This window comes from Kitasatospora sp. NPDC022785 (assembly GCF_055561295.1).
The window spans coordinates 1-15729 of sequence record NZ_JBVHHB010000006.1; the positions used below are offsets into that span (position 1 = coordinate 1).

General features: G+C 71.6%; 17 protein-coding genes and 3 pseudogenes. 8 read left to right on the top strand and 12 right to left on the bottom strand.

The window, feature by feature from the left end; genetic code table 11:
* On the bottom strand, window positions 1-290 hold a 290-nt coding region (locus ACZ3YO_RS11835; RefSeq protein ID WP_465568083.1), incomplete at its 3' end, for an NAD(P)/FAD-dependent oxidoreductase.
* 233 nt (window positions 291-523) lie between these two features.
* On the opposite strand from ACZ3YO_RS11835, the gene ACZ3YO_RS11840 reads away from it, so the two are divergent.
* A complete protein-coding gene (locus ACZ3YO_RS11840) occupies window positions 524-859 on the top strand; it encodes an ArsR/SmtB family transcription factor (protein WP_465547250.1) in 336 nt (111 codons plus the stop codon).
* A gap of 203 nt (window positions 860-1062) precedes the next feature.
* Here the strand turns inward: ACZ3YO_RS11840 and ACZ3YO_RS11845 are convergent, their stop codons facing one another.
* Window positions 1063-1743 (bottom strand): TetR/AcrR family transcriptional regulator, encoded by a 681-nt coding sequence (locus ACZ3YO_RS11845; protein WP_465568086.1) that lies wholly within the window; start codon window positions 1741-1743, stop codon window positions 1063-1065.
* Between the two features lie 70 nt (window positions 1744-1813).
* Between ACZ3YO_RS11845 and ACZ3YO_RS11850 the strand changes: the two genes are divergently transcribed.
* Window positions 1814-2926 (top strand): FAD-dependent oxidoreductase, encoded by a 1113-nt coding sequence (locus ACZ3YO_RS11850; protein ID WP_465568089.1) that lies wholly within the window; start codon window positions 1814-1816, stop codon window positions 2924-2926.
* A gap of 276 nt (window positions 2927-3202) precedes the next feature.
* Here ACZ3YO_RS11850 and ACZ3YO_RS11855 read toward each other — a convergent pair whose 3' ends face one another.
* On the bottom strand, window positions 3203-3865 hold the full coding sequence (locus tag ACZ3YO_RS11855) for a hypothetical protein (protein WP_331742351.1): 663 nt from the start codon (window positions 3863-3865) through the stop codon (window positions 3203-3205).
* Window positions 3866-4551: 686 nt separating this feature from the next.
* Complete coding sequence (locus tag ACZ3YO_RS11860; RefSeq protein WP_465568092.1) at window positions 4552-5064, bottom strand: hypothetical protein; 513 nt, start codon at window positions 5062-5064, stop codon at window positions 4552-4554.
* Window positions 5065-5129: 65 nt separating this feature from the next.
* Between ACZ3YO_RS11860 and ACZ3YO_RS11865 the strand changes: the two are divergent.
* Window positions 5130-5234, top strand: a pseudogene (locus ACZ3YO_RS11865) (HAD hydrolase-like protein); the annotation flags it as partial.
* Between the two features lie 30 nt (window positions 5235-5264).
* Here the strand turns inward: ACZ3YO_RS11865 and ACZ3YO_RS11870 are convergent.
* Both ACZ3YO_RS11870 and ACZ3YO_RS11875 read right to left on the bottom strand, forming a co-directional pair.
* A pseudogene (locus ACZ3YO_RS11870) lies at window positions 5265-5660 on the bottom strand (hypothetical protein); the annotation flags it as partial.
* 183 nt (window positions 5661-5843) lie between these two features.
* The gene (locus tag ACZ3YO_RS11875) at window positions 5844-6080 is read right to left on the bottom strand and encodes a hypothetical protein (protein ID WP_465568095.1); all 237 of its coding nucleotides are present in this window, start codon (window positions 6078-6080) and stop codon (window positions 5844-5846) included.
* 145 nt (window positions 6081-6225) lie between these two features.
* Here ACZ3YO_RS11875 and ACZ3YO_RS11880 point away from each other — a divergent pair, with 145 nt between their 5' ends.
* The 4 genes and pseudogenes from ACZ3YO_RS11880 to ACZ3YO_RS11895 form a co-directional block, all read left to right on the top strand.
* Window positions 6226-6642, top strand: coding sequence for a hypothetical protein (locus tag ACZ3YO_RS11880; RefSeq protein ID WP_465568098.1), 417 nt, complete (start codon window positions 6226-6228; stop codon window positions 6640-6642).
* 44 nt (window positions 6643-6686) lie between these two features.
* Window positions 6687-7394, top strand: a complete 708-nt coding sequence (locus ACZ3YO_RS11885) for a hypothetical protein (protein ID WP_465568101.1) — start codon at window positions 6687-6689, stop codon at window positions 7392-7394.
* 27 nt (window positions 7395-7421) lie between these two features.
* Window positions 7422-7547 (top strand): hypothetical protein, encoded by a 126-nt coding sequence (locus ACZ3YO_RS11890; RefSeq protein ID WP_465568104.1) that lies wholly within the window; start codon window positions 7422-7424, stop codon window positions 7545-7547.
* A gap of 131 nt (window positions 7548-7678) precedes the next feature.
* A pseudogene (locus tag ACZ3YO_RS11895) lies at window positions 7679-8103 on the top strand (ATP-binding protein); the annotation flags it as partial.
* A 13-nt stretch (window positions 8104-8116) separates the two neighbouring features.
* Here the strand turns inward: ACZ3YO_RS11895 and ACZ3YO_RS11900 are convergent.
* From ACZ3YO_RS11900 to ACZ3YO_RS11925, 6 genes are all read right to left on the bottom strand, one after another.
* A complete protein-coding gene (locus ACZ3YO_RS11900) occupies window positions 8117-8572 on the bottom strand; it encodes a hypothetical protein (protein WP_465568107.1) in 456 nt (151 codons plus the stop codon).
* A 292-nt stretch (window positions 8573-8864) separates the two neighbouring features.
* Window positions 8865-10217, bottom strand: a complete 1353-nt coding sequence (locus ACZ3YO_RS11905) for a lipase family protein (RefSeq protein ID WP_465568110.1) — start codon at window positions 10215-10217, stop codon at window positions 8865-8867.
* A 922-nt stretch (window positions 10218-11139) separates the two neighbouring features.
* The gene (locus ACZ3YO_RS11910) at window positions 11140-12378 is read right to left on the bottom strand and encodes a cytochrome P450 (RefSeq protein ID WP_465568112.1); all 1239 of its coding nucleotides are present in this window, start codon (window positions 12376-12378) and stop codon (window positions 11140-11142) included.
* Between the two features lie 166 nt (window positions 12379-12544).
* Window positions 12545-13939: an NAD(P)/FAD-dependent oxidoreductase gene (locus ACZ3YO_RS11915; protein WP_465568830.1), complete on the bottom strand. Its 1395-nt coding sequence runs from the start codon at window positions 13937-13939 to the stop codon at window positions 12545-12547.
* A complete protein-coding gene (locus ACZ3YO_RS11920) occupies window positions 13936-14205 on the bottom strand; it encodes a ferredoxin (RefSeq protein ID WP_465568115.1) in 270 nt (89 codons plus the stop codon). The genes ACZ3YO_RS11915 and ACZ3YO_RS11920 overlap by 4 nt, the downstream gene beginning before the upstream one ends.
* A complete protein-coding gene (locus tag ACZ3YO_RS11925; RefSeq protein WP_465568117.1) occupies window positions 14202-14540 on the bottom strand; it encodes a hypothetical protein in 339 nt (112 codons plus the stop codon). Before ACZ3YO_RS11925 ends, ACZ3YO_RS11920 begins: the two co-directional genes overlap by 4 nt.
* An 842-nt stretch (window positions 14541-15382) precedes the next feature.
* Between ACZ3YO_RS11925 and ACZ3YO_RS11930 the strand changes: the two genes are divergently transcribed.
* Complete coding sequence (locus ACZ3YO_RS11930) at window positions 15383-15655, top strand: hypothetical protein (protein ID WP_465568119.1); 273 nt, start codon at window positions 15383-15385, stop codon at window positions 15653-15655.
* Window positions 15656-15729 lie beyond the last annotated feature (74 nt).

The window sequence follows — 15729 nt, forward strand, 5'->3', positions numbered from 1 at the left end:
ACGGTCTTGACGTCACCCGTGAGGTCGACCGCGACGATGTCGTCCGGGATCAGCTCGGCGCCGAACCGCTCGGCCTGGGCCCGCATGTTGTCCATGAGCTCGGGGCCCATGATGCCGTCCCGGAAGCCGGGGAAGTTCTCCACCTCGGTGGTGTTCATCAGCGCGCCGCCGGCGGTGACGGCGCCCTCGAAGACCAGCGGCTTGAGGGAGGCACGGGCGGTGTAGAGCGCGGCCGTGTAGCCGGCCGGGCCGGAACCGATGATGATCACGTCACGGATGGGGGTGCTCAAGGCGATGCCTCCTGATAGGTCACGGCGACGGTTGGCTCCGCCGGGGGCCGCGGTGTCGGGCCCGACCGCCTGGCTGCTGCGGCCCGGACCACGCCGCGCCGTTGCGGGGCCGCGCGGCGGGGGTCCGACCGATCCCGAGAGAGTGGGGCGACCGGAACATCCGCAACGTATCACGCTGCAGTGATATCACGCAAGAGTGGTATCAGCGCGACGTGATATGTGATAATCGAGGCATGCTGACACCAGGGACCGACAAGGCGACGCTGACGCAGGGCGACCTCATTCGAGTGCTGGGCGAGCCCCTTCGCCTGCGCATCGTGACGCTGCTCGCGCAGGCGGCCCTGTGCACCAACCACCTGATCGAGGAGACGGGTGCGCGGCAGACCGCGCTGTCCAACCATCTGCGGGTGCTGCGCGAGGCCGGCATCGTGGAGCCGGAGCCGCACGGCCGCTTCACGTACTACCGCCTGCGCCCCGAGGTGCCGCAGGCCCTGGAGGAGTTCTTCGGCGGTCTCGCCCGCGCGGCGGCGGAATCGCTGGCCGCGGACCGCAAACGGCCGTGCGAGTGACCGACGCCGAGCGCCTCCCCGCGCACGGCTCGGCCTCCGGCGCGATCGGAAGGCCCGGGCCCGCGCAGGCCGGCTGAGCGAGCCCGGCAGGCGCCGACGGTGAATCACCCGCTCAGCATTCGGCGGGCGAGGTTGCGTCGTCTCGACGCGTCGGCGCCGGCCTGGTGCCGTGGGCGGTACCGGCCCTGTCCTTCGGGCGCGCGTCAGGTGGAGATGCGGGCTTCGATGCCGTCGAGCAGGAAGTCGAGGCCGATCCGGAAGGTCTGGTCGGTGTCCAGGTGGGCGGCGTCGCGCACCACCGTGGCCAGCGCGGGGAACCGGCCGGTGGCGAAGGTCCGCTCCAGATAGGGCCCGAGTGAGGCCTGCCAGCGCTTCTCGTCCATCCCGGTGGCCCGCTCGGCACGCCGCTCGGCAATCTCCCGGCGCACCGCGCCGATCACGTACGCGTCGACCGCGGTGACCACCGGCATGATGGCGTCCACGTCGACGCCGCCCAGCGCGGCCACCACGGCCTCTCCCCTGGCCAGCGCGTTCGGCCCGAGCTGTGGACGCCCACCGAGCAGATCGGCGAGCCATTCGTGCTCGTGAGCGGCCTGCCGCGTGGTTTCGGCAAGGGACCGCAGCACCTCCCGCCAGCCGTCTCCGACCGGCCGGATCTCGGCGTGGACCGCGTCGACCATCAGGTCGAGCAACTCCTCCTTACCGGCGATGTAGCTGTACAGCCGCATCGGCCCGACAGCCAACGCGGTGGCGACCTTGCGCAGCGACACCGCCTCCAGGCCGTCCGCGTCGGCCAGCCGGATCGCCGCTCGCACGATCCGCTCTCGGTTCAGCGGGGCCGGCACGGGTCGATTCGGCGGCTCCGGCCTCTCCCACACCAACATGCCGCTAACAATACATCGCATCAGGAGATACAGTGTATCGGTCAGTACGGTGTATCGGAGAGAGGCAACCATGACCATCGCCATCATCGGAGCCGGCCTCGGCGGCCTGGCCCTCGCCCGCGTGCTGCACGTGAACGGCATCGACGCCGTCGTGTACGAACGCGAACCGTCCCGCGGCGCGCGCAGTCAGGGCGGCATGCTCGACCTGCACTCCGGGACCGGGCAGCGGGCGCTGCGCGAGGCCGGCCTGATCGACCGGTTCCACGCGATTGCCCGTCGCGAAGGCCAGGACCTGCGACTTCTCGAGCCGGACGGCACCCTGCTGCTCCAGGAGGACACGCCCGACGACGCCCCACTCGAGCGACCTGAGGTCGACCGTGCCGATCTGCGCAACCTGCTGCTGGACTCTCTCCCCGAACACGCGGTGCGCTGGGGGCACGCGTTCGAACACGCCGACCGCGGCCTGCTGCACTTCACCGACGGCAGCAGCGCGACGTGTGACCTGCTGGTCGGCGCCGACGGTGCGGGCTCCCGGGTCCGCGCGCTTCTCACCGACGCCCGCCCGGTGCACACCGGCCAGAACGTCGTCGAGCTCGGCATCCCCGACATCGACCGCACCCACCCCGACCTCGCGGCGATGGTCGGACGAGGCAACTACTGGGTGCTCGGCGACGGGCAATCCCTCTCGGCGCAGCGCAACGGCGACGGCCGCGTACGCCTCTACCTGAGCTTCAGCACCGCCGAGGACTGGTTCGCCACCAGCGGGATCCCGTTCGACGACCCGGCCGCCGCCCGGGTGCGGCTGATCGATCTGTTCAGCGGCTGGGACTCACGGTTCACCGCACTGATCGCCGCCTGCGACGACGCCGTCCTGCCACGGTCGATCACCACTCTCCCGGTCGGCCTGACCTGGCCGTCGACACCGGGCGTCACGCTGCTCGGCGATGCCGCGCACCTGATGCCGCCGGTGGGGCAGGGCGCCAACATGGCGCTGCTCGACGGCGCGCTGCTCGGCCTCGCGCTGGCCGCGCACCCGGACGACTTTCCCGCCGCGGTCGAAGAATACGAACGCGAGATGTTCGAACGCACCAGCGCCGCCGGTCGGCAGTCCGCGCACGTCCAGGAGATCCTGACGTCGCCGGACGCCGCCAAGAAGATGCTGGCGTTCTTCCAGCCCAGCTGAACGCAGCCGGCAAACGACCGGGCAACCGACGCTTGAACGTGCATGCCTGCCTGTGCAGTGGCCGCGAGGCCGGCCGGCCTCGTTCCCTCCCACCCCCAGCCACCACCCCGACCTACGATCCGAGGAACGGGAGGGGGGGGGAGAGTCTCGGATCCTGATGACCCGCGAGGTCGGCCGCCGACGGCGAAGACGAGGGGGCTCGCGGCCGTTCCTCCCCGCGCAGCCGGGGGCCGACCGGACCACGGTGATCTCCGGCAAGCGGGGGCGGCCGGGCGGTCAGCGCCCCAGAGCGTTACGGACCGTCAGCCCGTGGTGGCGGCGCAGCCGGCGCATCTCCCACCAGGACAGGGCCGTGACGGTCACGGGGGCGCCCAGGATGAAGACCGCCCGGGCGCCCGCCGGAACCTGGGGGTAGGCGCCCGTGATCACGTCCAGGAGCGCCATCTCCCACACCAGGACGCCGGCAAGGACCGGCGGCAGCACCTCGTGGATGTCAGCGGTACGGAAAACGTGCACGAGCGACAGGCCGATGCCATAGAGGGCAAAACCCATCGACCACACGCACAGCACCCCGATGGCGATCGTTCCCGGCAGCCCGACGGCTTCCCGGAGCCCCGCCGTCTCCGGCGCCATCGCGAGCGCCGCGGTGCCCATGGACGCCATGATGGCCACCACCGCACCGAGTGGGCGCAGGGCCCGTCGCAGGTAGACGCGCCGCAGCCCGCCCCGCGCGGCCGCCACGAACGCACCCACCACCACGGGGAAGGTGCAGACCAGCACCAGGACGCTGGACCAGCTCTGGTTGAGGCGTTCGTCCGCAACGGCCTTGACGTCGGCGGCACTGACGACGGAGTTGTAGGTGACCATCAGGCCCACCCAGGCGACCAGGCCCAGCACGGTGCGCCACAGTTGGAGCCTGCGGACCGCCGGATCGTCCACGACCGCGGGACGGGAAGGACGGAAGGTCCGCTGGGCGGCGTAGAACGGATTGCGGACCCCGCGCAGGATCTTCCGGCCGCGTGACGGCTCGACAGGTGGTGGCGAAGCCGCCGGAAAAGGCGGCGCGTACGGATACCCCTGCGGAGAAGCGGACGGAGCATACGGATAACCCTGCGGAGCGTACGGGTACCCCGCCGGCGGAGCGTACGCGGACCTGGGCGGCGGGACCGGGGAACCCTGGCCGGGCCACCCTGCCGGCGGCCGACTGCCCGCGCCACCCACCGGATCCCCGTACCCGCCCCCGCCGTAACCAGCCACGCCACGCACCCCCACTGTCCTGCCCATCGACGCCACGCATCGTAGTGGCTCCAGGCCGACGACTCCCCGCTCGACGCCGTGCCGCCGATGCGCAGTCCTACAAGGCGGCGCTCGCCGGGGAAGAGCCCACCAGGACCCGCCGCCCGATCACCGGCACCGGCGCGCCGCCTCTCAAACCTCCGGCTACCCCGGCCGCCCTGGCCACTTCTGGCGGCCGATGGCCACGCCCGCCCGAGCACCCGGCAGTGTTCCCGACCGGCCGCCCCGCGCCAACCCTGGCGGGACGCCGTCGGCCGGTGGAGGACGTCGGCGGCCCGCCTTGGCCATGAGTCCGTCCGTCCACTCACAGCCGAACCTCACCCGTGCTGTCACCAGCCGGGATAACGGTTCCACCAGTGCGGGTCACGGGCAGGTACGTAAGCGCTACCACCGGGCGAGTCGACGTGCTCCTGAAGCAGGTCGCGGGCCAAGGTCTCGAGCACCCAGGCGAGTTCGAGCCGGCTCAGCAGCTCGACAGGCAACGCGTCGACATCGTGCGCGGCTCCGAGCAGCGCACCGGCGGTGGCCGCCACCGATCTGCCGTCCGGCGCCCCGGACGCGAACTGCAGGGCTGCGGCCACGGTGTCGCGGCCGGGGAAGCGGGAGACGATGAAGAGGGCGCCGAGGAGCGCCGAGGAGGCGGTCGCGTCCGGCGCCGTCCAGGCAAGCTGCCCGTGGTCGGGGACGCCGCCGGGCGCCTTCAGCAGGTCCAGAACCGTGCCCGGGCTTGCCGCGTACGGCACGGGCAGCGAGCGGACCAGCGCGTCGATCGGGTGGTCGTCGCCCGGACCGGAGGAAGTCCAGGCCCGGAAGAAGTCACTCTCGGCCAGGCAGTGGGACACGAGTGTGGCCGCACCGAGAGCCACGTCCTGGACGTCCGGAGCGCCGTGGGTGAGCGCGCGAACGACTCGGCCGCCCGCCGCAGGAGTGCGTCTTCATCGGCGACTCGGTCGTCATCGACGTCGAGGGAGCCCAGGGGGCGGGTCTGCACCCCGTCCTCCTCACCGCTACGCTCGCTTCCCCGACGTCACGGGCCCGCGCGTCACCGCCCTGGAGGGCGTCGCCGCCCTGGCCGCCCGGGTCCCGATCCCCGCCGGAAGGACCGCCCCGTGACGACCGCGTCGCGGTCGGCGAGGTCGCGGTTGCGCTCGGCCCACCGACCGGAGTCGAGGTCGTCGCTGAGACTGCGTACCGCCCGCTGCTCGGCCTCCGGCCCGACCCTCGTCCACACCGACATCGCACGGCGTACGTGGTCCTCCAGATACGCCCCCGGCCGGCGCCAGTACGCCTCGAACAGGCCGTCAGCGCAGTCCCACGGGACGGGCACCGGCTCGGCGCGGGCGCCGATCGCGTCGGCCATCCCGGCAAGCGAGGGAAATTCGGCCAGGACGGCGGCGAACTCGGGCAGGTAGTCGCGGGTGAGCCAGAACCGGTCCTGGGCGACTCCTGCAAGCCGGAGCGACGGTCCGGCCCGCAGAAGCCTGCCGCGATGTCCGATGCACCGGCCGGACCCTGACCGGCGCTTTCCGTATCGGGGGGATCCGCGACGACCTCGTCGCGCGCACCGCCCGAGCCGGACGCGAGGGCCGGACCGGCGAGGAGACCGGCTCCGTGATCGAGATCAGTGGCGAACGAAGATCAGAACGGAACCGACACTCCCGGCCTCGCGCAGCCTGGACAGGGCGGCGGACATGCACTGCTGCACGGTCCTCCCGTCAGCGCGCATGCCATGCTCCAGCGGACCCCCACTGGCGGCGAACGTCCACGCCGGCGCATTGTCGGCCACCCTCTCCGCGTCCACCCTGATCATGGCGTTCACGCCCTGCTCACCCAGCCATTCCAGGATGAGGAGCGTCATGGCTTTGTAGGCGACTGCCGAGAGCACCTGTTGCTCAGCGGCGAGAGCACCCGGTGCCACGGAAGAGTGATGTCGCCGAGTTTTGAGAGCACCCAGGTGCTTGCCTCGGGACCATGGTTGTGCTCTGCACGACGAGGGGTCCCTGGTGCTGCCGAAGTCCAAGGTCGATCTGCACGCGGCGATCCGCCGTGATGCCCGCTTGGGCCTGTCCAGCCGCGCGTTGCAGCGGAAGTACTGGGTCGGCTTTCTGACGGTGAAGAAGGCCCTTGAGTCGGCATGGCCGGAGCCGCGCAAGAAGCTGCCGCCCCGTCGGACCCGGCTGGACCCGTTCAAGCCGCTGATCGACCAGATGCTGCGGGCCGACCTGGCCCAAGAGCCCCGGCTGCTGGAGATCGAGACCAACACCCGCCAGCGCCTCGGGGAGGCTCAGCGGATGCAGTGGCTCGGCGAGGTCGCCGGCCTGCAGGATAGCCTGCGGCACATCGCCGTCAAGAAGCAGCAGGCCGAACGCCTACGGGCACAAGCAGGGCAGGGAGAGAACGGAGCCGACTCCCTCAGCTGATCAATCACATTGACCAGCGCGGGCGGGACAGAGATCGTATGCCCATGACGGACAGCACCTGGCTCAACCGCGATCACCAGCTCATCCCCGGCAAGGAGCTCTTTCGCAGCGAGCGCAGGTTCCACCTCTTGGCCTACACGGCAAGCCACGGCCAGCTCCTGATGCGGAGCCTCGGCCAACCCGACGATCCCGGCGAGCCCGAGACAACGATTGACCTGCTGTTCAAGCCCGCCGCCGTAGTGAAGATCCGTGACGACTACCGCGGCCTAGCGATCAGATGCGCGACCGAGGCCGAGAGCGAGCAGGTCAAGGCCGACCACGCCAGCATGGCCCTTCGCCGGGACGATCGCGTCTTCGTTCTGGAGAGCCAGGGCGAGTCTGACTATGTGGTCGCCATGGCCGTCGGGTGGACCGAAGGGGTGCTCGGCCGCACACAGCAGAGCTTCTTCAACAACTTCTACCCCGACATGCCGATCTGGCCCAGCCAGCCGCTCTCCGGGGTCGACGCTGGCCTCAACATCGCCTCGGCCCAGGAACTCATCGACGCACTGTTGGCTGAAGAGAGCCCCACGATCCGACGAGAGCGTCATCGCCGGGTCTACGTCGTCATGACACGGGTGATCCGCCCCGACGGACCCGACGTCACCGGAGCGGGTGTCTTTCTGACCAGAGCCGACGCCGAGGACGCCCGAGCCGTGATCATCGCGAAGTCAGTCGACTGCTGGATTGAGGAGCTCTCGATCGGGCTCTGACCGGGATCCGCTCACGCACCCTCGATAGTGCAGAGAAGCATCTTCGCCTCGGCCGGCCAGGAGGCGTTCTTCGAGGGCCACGTCCACGCTCTCAACGTGCTCGGCGGGGTGCCGACCGGGAAGGTCCGCTACGACAACCTTAGGGCCAATTGAGGTCCTGCTGCTGAGCCGCCACCTGCCCCACGAGCACCTCGTTGCAGGCCTCGCAGTCGCCCTGAAGGCCGGCGCGCTGACCGCGGACGCCGTCGCGTTGGAGGCCCGCAAGGCCGCTGAGGCCGACACCGTCCCACCTGCTGATCGCGCTCGGCACCGAGGCCGCGATGGCCGGCTTCCGGGTCAAGTACGTGTTGGCCACCAAGCTCGTCAACGAGCTCGTCGAGGCTGCCGACGAGAAGCAGCTCGCCAAGACCATCGCCCGCTACGGCCGCGTCGACCTTTTTTGTGCATCGACGAACTCGGATACATGGAACTCGACCGCAGGGGCGCCGAGTTGCTGTTCCAGGTTCTGACCGAGCGCGAGGAGAAGAACAGCGTCGCCATCGCCTCCAACGAGTCGTTTGGCTGGACCAAGACCTTCACCGACCCCCGCCTCTGCGCGGCCATCGTCGACCGCCTCACCTTCGGCGGCGACATCATCGAGACCGGCACCGACTCCTACCGACTCGCCACCACCCGCGCCCGCGCCGAACAGCAGGCGGCTGCCGGCTGACCCGTCCCGCTGCTCAGAGCGCGATCGGTCGGTACTTCAGAGCCTCGTCGACGATCTGCTCTGCGGAGGCGTCCTGGAGTTCGGCCGGTGGATGGAAGAGCAGGTCACTGACCCGGGGATGCGACACGTTGGCTTCGAGAAGCCGCAGGTAGTAGTCGCTCTCCGGGGAGACCGCCAGGAGTCTGCGAACTATTTCGACGAGTTCGTCCAGGGTGATGTCCGCAACCCACGGACGAGCCGGCCGGGCGGCCTCCCTGGCGAACTCCTCCAGGCTCCGGCTGGCGTCGTACTCGGCGAAGTCGAGGGCCCCGTAGTCGTGACCGGTCACCTCATTGAAGGCCATGATCGCCTCATCCGCGCTTGCGGAGCTGACGACCAGCAGGTCAGCGATCCGCTCGATCTCACGACACAACTCATCCAGCCGTTCCCGGCTCACAGGCGGGGCCAGCAGCTCCGGTCTCAGGTCCACGACTCGGATTATGTCCGTCAGCGCCGACACATCAGGCCCCCCCGAGTGCCGCCAGTTCGCATCAACATTTCCGGCGCCCAGATCAAGAACCGATGCCAGGACCCACCAACAATCGCTCTTCGTTCTCGCCTACGAAGCCAGCGTCACGTCCTCGATGCCACGATCCTGGTCGGTCTTCGGCCGGCGGCCTCGGTTTCCCGTCATTGCCCCGACCCTACCGAAGTCCTCGCCGCAGCCGGGGCGCCCATGGGCGGGGATCCGGGTACGGCGGGGCCAGCGGGCGGCGCGGTGTTCAGGAGGCCCGCGCCGGCGTCTCCGGGGCCAGCGAGTTCCCCATGGGAATGCGACCGCAGTCGGAGGGAGCGGCCCGGCCCGCGAACCGGTCGGCGAGCCAGCCCATCGCGAGGGGCGCCCAGACGACGGGGACGCCCACGTGGCTGAGCAGGTCGAACTGCTGGTACTTGATCGAGCCGTTGCCGGTGGCGCAGTACTGCCGGGCGAGCGCCCGGACGTCCCCGGCGACCATGACCCCGTCACCGGTTCCGATGCCCGGGGAGTTGTTGAAGGTCCCTTCCAGGACACCCCCGTCGCCCTGTGCGACGTACCCGGGGACGGTCGGAGTGGGGGCCGAGCCGAGGTTGATCCTGTTCACCGCCTCGAGGAAGGGCGGCACCGAGTTCGGGTCGGCGTACTGCGGCTTCGCCAGCTTCTCCCAGGTCAGACCCGGGTAGTGGCCCAGGGCGTCGACGATCGACCCGTGCTCCAGCTCCCGGTACACCGCCAGGCCGTCGTCACTCAGGTAGGGCTTGAGGTCGATGCCGAAGGAACGGGAGACCCCGATGACCGCCATGGGGATGACACCGCTCCACACGAGGGAGCCGTCGACGTACTTGAGGTTGTGCGCCGGGTCCACGAGCAGGCCGCCCTCGGCGAAGCCGACCAGCTTGCTGTTGACCTCGGGGGCGTAGCCCGGTGCGAGTGCGGCCGCCCAGTTGGTCGCGATGGCGCCGCCGGAGTAGCCCATCAGGGCGATGGCGGTGTCGGAGTCCATGCCGGTCTCCGCGGACCCGGTCGCGGCGCGGATCGAGTCCAGCGTGGTGAACGCGTACTCCGGGCCGGCCGCGAAGTCGGCGGTCTGTCCCTCGGTGTCCGGGATGACGAGGTTGTAGCCCTGCAACAGCAGCGGCGCCAGGAAGACGGCTTCGGCGTTCGCGATGGCGCCGCCCAGGGTGAGGTCGCCGGCGATGGCCCGGGAGGGGCTGTCCCGCGGGTCGAGGGAGTCGTAGAACGACTGGTAGGAGACCGCCCTGCTGCCGTCGCCCGTCAGACTCCGCACCACCGTGGTGACGTTGGCGGCCGGACGGCCCTGGGCGTCGGTGGTGCGGTAGAGCAGTTGGATCGCCTTCACCGGGGTGGGCAGGCCCACGAGGTGGTACTGCAGCGTCCGTGTCTTCAGCACGGTCCCCGGCGCGAACGAGGCCAGGGGCTCGCTGCCGTCGTAGGTGTAGAACGGGTCGCTCGCCGTGGTGGCCGACGCCGTGGTGGCCGACGCCGCGGCGGCTGCGGCCGTGGCGGCCGGAAGGGCGGTGACGGCCATCGCGGCGACGGCAACGGCGGCCATGAGTCGGGACGTGACGGTGCGCATGATTCCCCCGGTTCGTGGGTCGGATGGTGGGGCGTTGGTACGGGGTGGGGCGTTGAGGTCTTGGGCCGCGGTGGGACAACGGCGCTGGAGGTCGCCGGCAGGCGGCGCAGCCGCACGAGGGCGCGGAAAGGCGACAGGGCGGCCTGACGGGACAAGGTGCCCGCGTCGGTGGGGTAGCCCGCCATGGGCCCGGGCGGAGCCTTTCAGGGACGCGGCTGTGGGGACTGTCGGGCAGGCGCCCCGCTCCGGGCCTGACGTGTGGTCGGGTGCGGGCCTGTGAACGTGCCGGCCCCGGCTGCGTCGTCAGCCGAACCGAGGACGCCCGGTCATTCCTCGGCCGGCGGTCCGGTTCCGGTGGCGGCGCCCCCGCGAGGGAGTCGGCGGATACGGGGCACAGCGGCCTTTCGCGCGGGCACAGCGGTCCTCCGGTACGGGTGGGGGCGTGGGGGCGTGGGAGTCCGATGGACGGTGAGGTCAGCGTCCGCACACGTCTGGTGATCCACCGGCGGGAGTGTTACCAACCGGTAAGTAGCCTCTCGGCAACCATGATGACGGCGGAACGGCGCCGTGTCCCCGGGCCGTACAACAGAGATTCACGAAGTGGTTTGTGACCGCACCCAACGCGGCGGAACGCGACTCGGCACCACGGTTCGCCGGCATGCCGCTCCATGAAGGCTCCGGGCCACCGCGCCGGTCCGGCGGCAGGCGCCGCCCCCGAGCCCCAGCGCGCGACGGGGCCAGCGCTGCCACCGCCCGGGAGGGTCCGGCCGAAGGTGCCGTTCCGGCCGTGGAACCTCATGCGGTCGCCGGACCGCCGGTTGTACTCGGACGGCTGGTTGTCGATCCACGCGCCGGTCCCCCGTGGGTGGTTACCGGCCGGTGTCACCCTGGGCGGCGCGGTGGCGGGCGCGGGCCCGGTGCCTCAGCGCCGCACGCCGTCGATCGCGATCCGCAGGTGGCGGGGGCCGCGCAGCACCGCGTTGGTGCGGTACGGGGGCGGGTCCTCCACCAGGCGCGGCCGCTCCAGCCGGCGGGCGAGTCCGGCCAGCGCCAGCTGTGCCTCCAGGCGGGCGAGCGGCGCGCCGAAGCAGCTGTGGATGCCGCTGCCGAGGCCCAGGTGCTGGTTGTCCGGCCGGTCGGGGTCGAAGCGGTCCGGGTCCGCGAACCGCTCGGGGTCGCGGTTGCCGGCCGCCAGCATCAACCAGAGCGAGGCCCCCTTGGGAATGGTGACGCCGGCGACCTCGATGTCGGTGATCGGTGTGCGGCTGGGCAGCATCTGCACCGGCGGCTCGTACCGCAGCAGCTCCTCCACCAGCGGCACCGCCACCCGCGCGTCGGCGCGCAGCCGCTCCAGGGCCTCCGGGTGGCGCAGCAGGGTGAGCATGCCGTTGGTGATCAGGTTGACCGTCGTCTCGTGGCCGGCGATGAGCAGGAGTGCGGCGGTGCTGAGCACCTCCATGCCGCTCAGCCGGCCCTCGGGCCCCTGTCCGGTGGCGAGTTGGGAGAGCATGTCGTCGCCGGGCGCCTTGCGGCGTTCCTCGATGAGGGCGTTCAGGTAGAGGCCGAGCTCGACGCGGGCCTGCTGGGCGATGCGGTTGCGTTCGGTGAGGTCCTGGCCGGGTTGTGGGTCGAGGGTGGCGACGAGGGTGTCGGCCCAGCCGTGGAAGCGGCTCTCGTCCTCGCGGGGGATGCCCAGGAGGCGGCAGATCACGGTCACGGGGAACGGGTAGGAGAAGTGGTCGACCAGGTCTATCTCGTCACCGTCCAGGGCGTCGATGAGGTCGGTGACGATCGTCTCCAGCTCGCCGTGCATGCCGTCGATGCGGTGGGGGCTGTGCGGCGGGCCGAACGGGCGGTTGGTGATGGCGCGCAGCCGGTCGTGCTCGGGCGGGTCCAGTCGCAGGAAGTTCGGTGGCAGCACCCCGCCGGCGTCGCCCTCCTCCTGCCCGGGCGCCGCCGTGTCGGGCACGGCCCGGTAGCGGGCCTCGGAGCTGATCCGCGGATCGTGCAGCAGCGCGCGCACCGCGTGGTAACCGCCGATCACGTACGGGCCGCTCTCGTCGTGGTGGACCGGCTTCTCCCGCAGCCGGGCGTACAACGGGTACGGGTCGTGGCGGTTGGAGTAGTCGGTGATCTGCTGCAGCAACGTCAGGTCGGTCATGACGGTCCTCGGGTTCGTGGGGCACCGTGCCCGTCGTGCGGGTGCGGGGTGTCCGCGGGAGGGCCCGCGGCTCGCCGGCCTGCGGCGGGACGGCGGACGCGGGAGGGCTGGACGGGGACGGCGGGCGACGGGCGCGGGACGGCGGGCGACGGGAGGGTGGCGACGGTCAGGCCCGCGCGGGGGTGAAGGTGACGGTCCGATCGGCCGGGGAGTAGCCGCTGACGGTGACCGTGGGGCCGTGCGAGGGCACGGACGGATCGGGAAAGCCGGCCGGACGCGGGCCGCCGCCGCCGTGAGGCCGGTCCATGGTCTCGAACGGCGGCGGGAAGGGCGCGGTGCGTTGGATCAGCTCCTCGTAGAACGGAAGCCAGCGTCCGTGGTCGAAGGTGACCGCGGCGATCACCCGCCCCTGGTGCCCGTACACGGCCGTGAAGCGGCGTTCGGCGAGCGAACCCTGGGTGACCATGATCTCCTCCCCCATCGACGGCACCCCGACCGACTTGATGTTCACCCCGAACTGGGACGACCAGAAGGCCGGCACCCACAGGTGCGGCAGCCGCTGCGGGGCGGCGTTGATCATGTTGTGCGCGGCGACCTCCGCCTGTGCGACGGCGTTGCCCCAGTGCTCCAGGGAGAGGAACTGGTAACCGAACAACGGGTGCGGCGAGCGCGCCACGTCTCCGGCCACGAAGACGTCGTCGGTGACGATGCCGCGCACGTCGAACGCCCGGCAGCCGGCGTCGCAGGCGATCCCGCGCGGACCGGCGCCCAGCCCCGACCCGGCAAGCCAATCGGTGTTGCGGATCGCGCCGAGCGAGACGATCACGACGTCCGCCTCGACCGTCGAACCGTCCGACAGGGCCGCCGAGCGGACCCGGCCGGCCGCGTCGCCCTCCAGGGCGGTGACGGTGACCCCGCACCGCAGGTCGACCCCGGCGTCGAGGTGCATCTGCGTGGCCACCTCGCCGATCACCCCGCCCAGCGCACCCACCAGCGGCGCGGCCCCGCGCTCGGCGACGGTGACGGCCAGGCCGCGTTCCCGGCATGCGGAGGCGATCTCGGAACCGGTGAACCCCGCCCCGATCACCAGCACCCGGCGCGGGCCGGCTCCCAGCCGGCGTTCCAGCGCGGCCGCGTCGTCGCGGCCGCGCAGCACGAACACACCGTCCAGGGCGGCCTGATCCGCGTGCGGCCAGGGGCGGGCCCGTACCCCTGTCGCGATCAGCAGCCGGTCGTACTCCAGCTCGTCGCCGTCGGCCAGGCGCACCCGCCGCGTGGCCATGTCCAGCCCGGTCGCCGCGTTGCCGAGCCGCCAGTGCGCGTCCACCTCCCGCCGGTGCGGCAGCGCGGTGCAATCGGCGGACGCCATGCCCAGCAACACCTGCTTCGACAGCGGCGGCCGGTCGTACGGGCCGTAGGGCTCGTCGCCGACCAGCGTGAGCGGCCCCGTGAAGCCCTTGTCCCGCAAGGTCTCCGCCGCCCGCAGCCCGGCGAGGGAGGCGCCCACGATCACGATGCGTCCCTCGCGGCGGAGCCGCTCCAGCCAGCCGTCACCGTTCACCACCGACCACCTCCGTGGCCGTCGGCCTCCACCCCGCCGACACCTGTCCCACCGACGGGCGTGCGCTGCTCCTCGTCCCGGTCGTCGACGACGATCGCCTGCACCGGGCACGCCGCGACCGCCCGTGCCATGCGCTCGCGCTGTTCGGCCCCGGCCCGAGGGGTGTAGAGCAGCGCCTCGTCCCCGTGCATCCTGAAGACGTCGGGCGCGAGGAACGCGCACTGCGCGTACCCCTGGCAACGATTGAGATCAACGACCACCCTCACCGGACACCACCCTCACCACACGCGGTCACGTCCACGTCAGCCTCCGCCACCCGGGCCGCCACCGCCCGCCGGAGCGCCCCCATCGAGTGACCCGCCCGGCCCGCAGGCCGGGCCGGGCGTCCCGGCTGCCGCGCCCCCGGTGGCGGTGGCCCGAGGGCCGAGGGGTGGCGCGCTCCGCTGTCGGCGGCAAGGGAGAGGACGCAGGTGGGCGGCGCGCGCCGGGGATCCGGCGCAGGTCCCGCCCGGCGGCGCCGGTCGGCCAGCGGGGCGCAGACGAAGTCCTCCTCGACGGCGCGCAGGTGCTCCAGCAGGTTCGGGTTGTTGGTCTGGTTCACCTGCTGGTCCGCCCACGGCGACTGCGGGTCGGCGGCGGAGTCGGCGGCAAAGTCACGGGCGAGGTCGGGACCCGGCCGGCGCCGAAGTCCGGGACCCGCCCCGATGGGGCCCCGGCCTCGCGCCCTACGCCAGGAGGAGGGACCGGTCCCAGGCCGGGAGCGTGTCGGTCGCGGCGGTGTGACGGGGAGGGGTGACCATGCACCAGGTCTCACCGTCGCACAGCGTGCACCCCGTGGCGGAACCCTCCGACAGCACGCCTGCGGTAATCGACTGATGGCTCACCATCACGAACAGAGGACACCGGTGCCGCGCGGCCGCAGACGTCGGGATTGAGTCACGTACGGAAGCGACCGGAAGCCGACGACCGTTTCGCTTGAACGGACTTCTCGCGTTGACCCCTGTCCGGGCCGGTGCGGCGGCGTCGCCGGTGCGCGGCGCGGTGAACCACACCTCGCCGGTGCGCGGCGCGGTGAACCACACCCTGGCCGGCCCTCGGGGCGGGCCAGCTCCACCCGCGCTTCCCCGGCCGCCGTGAGCTGGGTGCTCGGCCGCCAACGGCTGTGGCAGACTTCCAGGCCCCAGCGACCGAAAGGGAATGGGGGCGACCTTGAGCGGTGTGGTCTCAGCCGACGATCCGGGCTGGGAGCCGGACGAGCACGTGCGGTTTGCCCGCTACCGCCGGGAATTCGGCACGGTGTCCGCCGAGGACGCAGCCGCCCTCGTCACTCGTGTGCTCACCGACCCCGATTCGGGGATGGCGAACAGTGCCGTATGCGAGTACCTCGACCGACGGGCCGCAGAGCTACTCACGGACCCTGGCTATCCCTCCTGGTGCCGGGAGATGACCGGCCCCGTGGCGGTGGACGACTTCTCCGCCCGGCGGCTGCGCGAGTGGAGCTTGCTGCGGGCGATGACCTTGGGCGAACCGTGGAACGCCGCGACCCTGCTCGCGGCCTCCAACTGGCTTCAGCTCCACACCGCAGAGAAGTCCCCGGCCGTGATCGCCCTGGAGACACTGGCCGAGGGCGGCCGCACCCGGCGCATCCGCAACGCCGCCAAGTCCCGCCTCCCGGCCCCCGGTCGCCCACGCCGGCCGAACCGGATCACCACGTAGCCCGTGGGGCGGCCAGCCCTCTGCGAGTGGTCGGCTTCGGTGGTCAGCAGCCGCGCACCGATGGTCCGTACGTG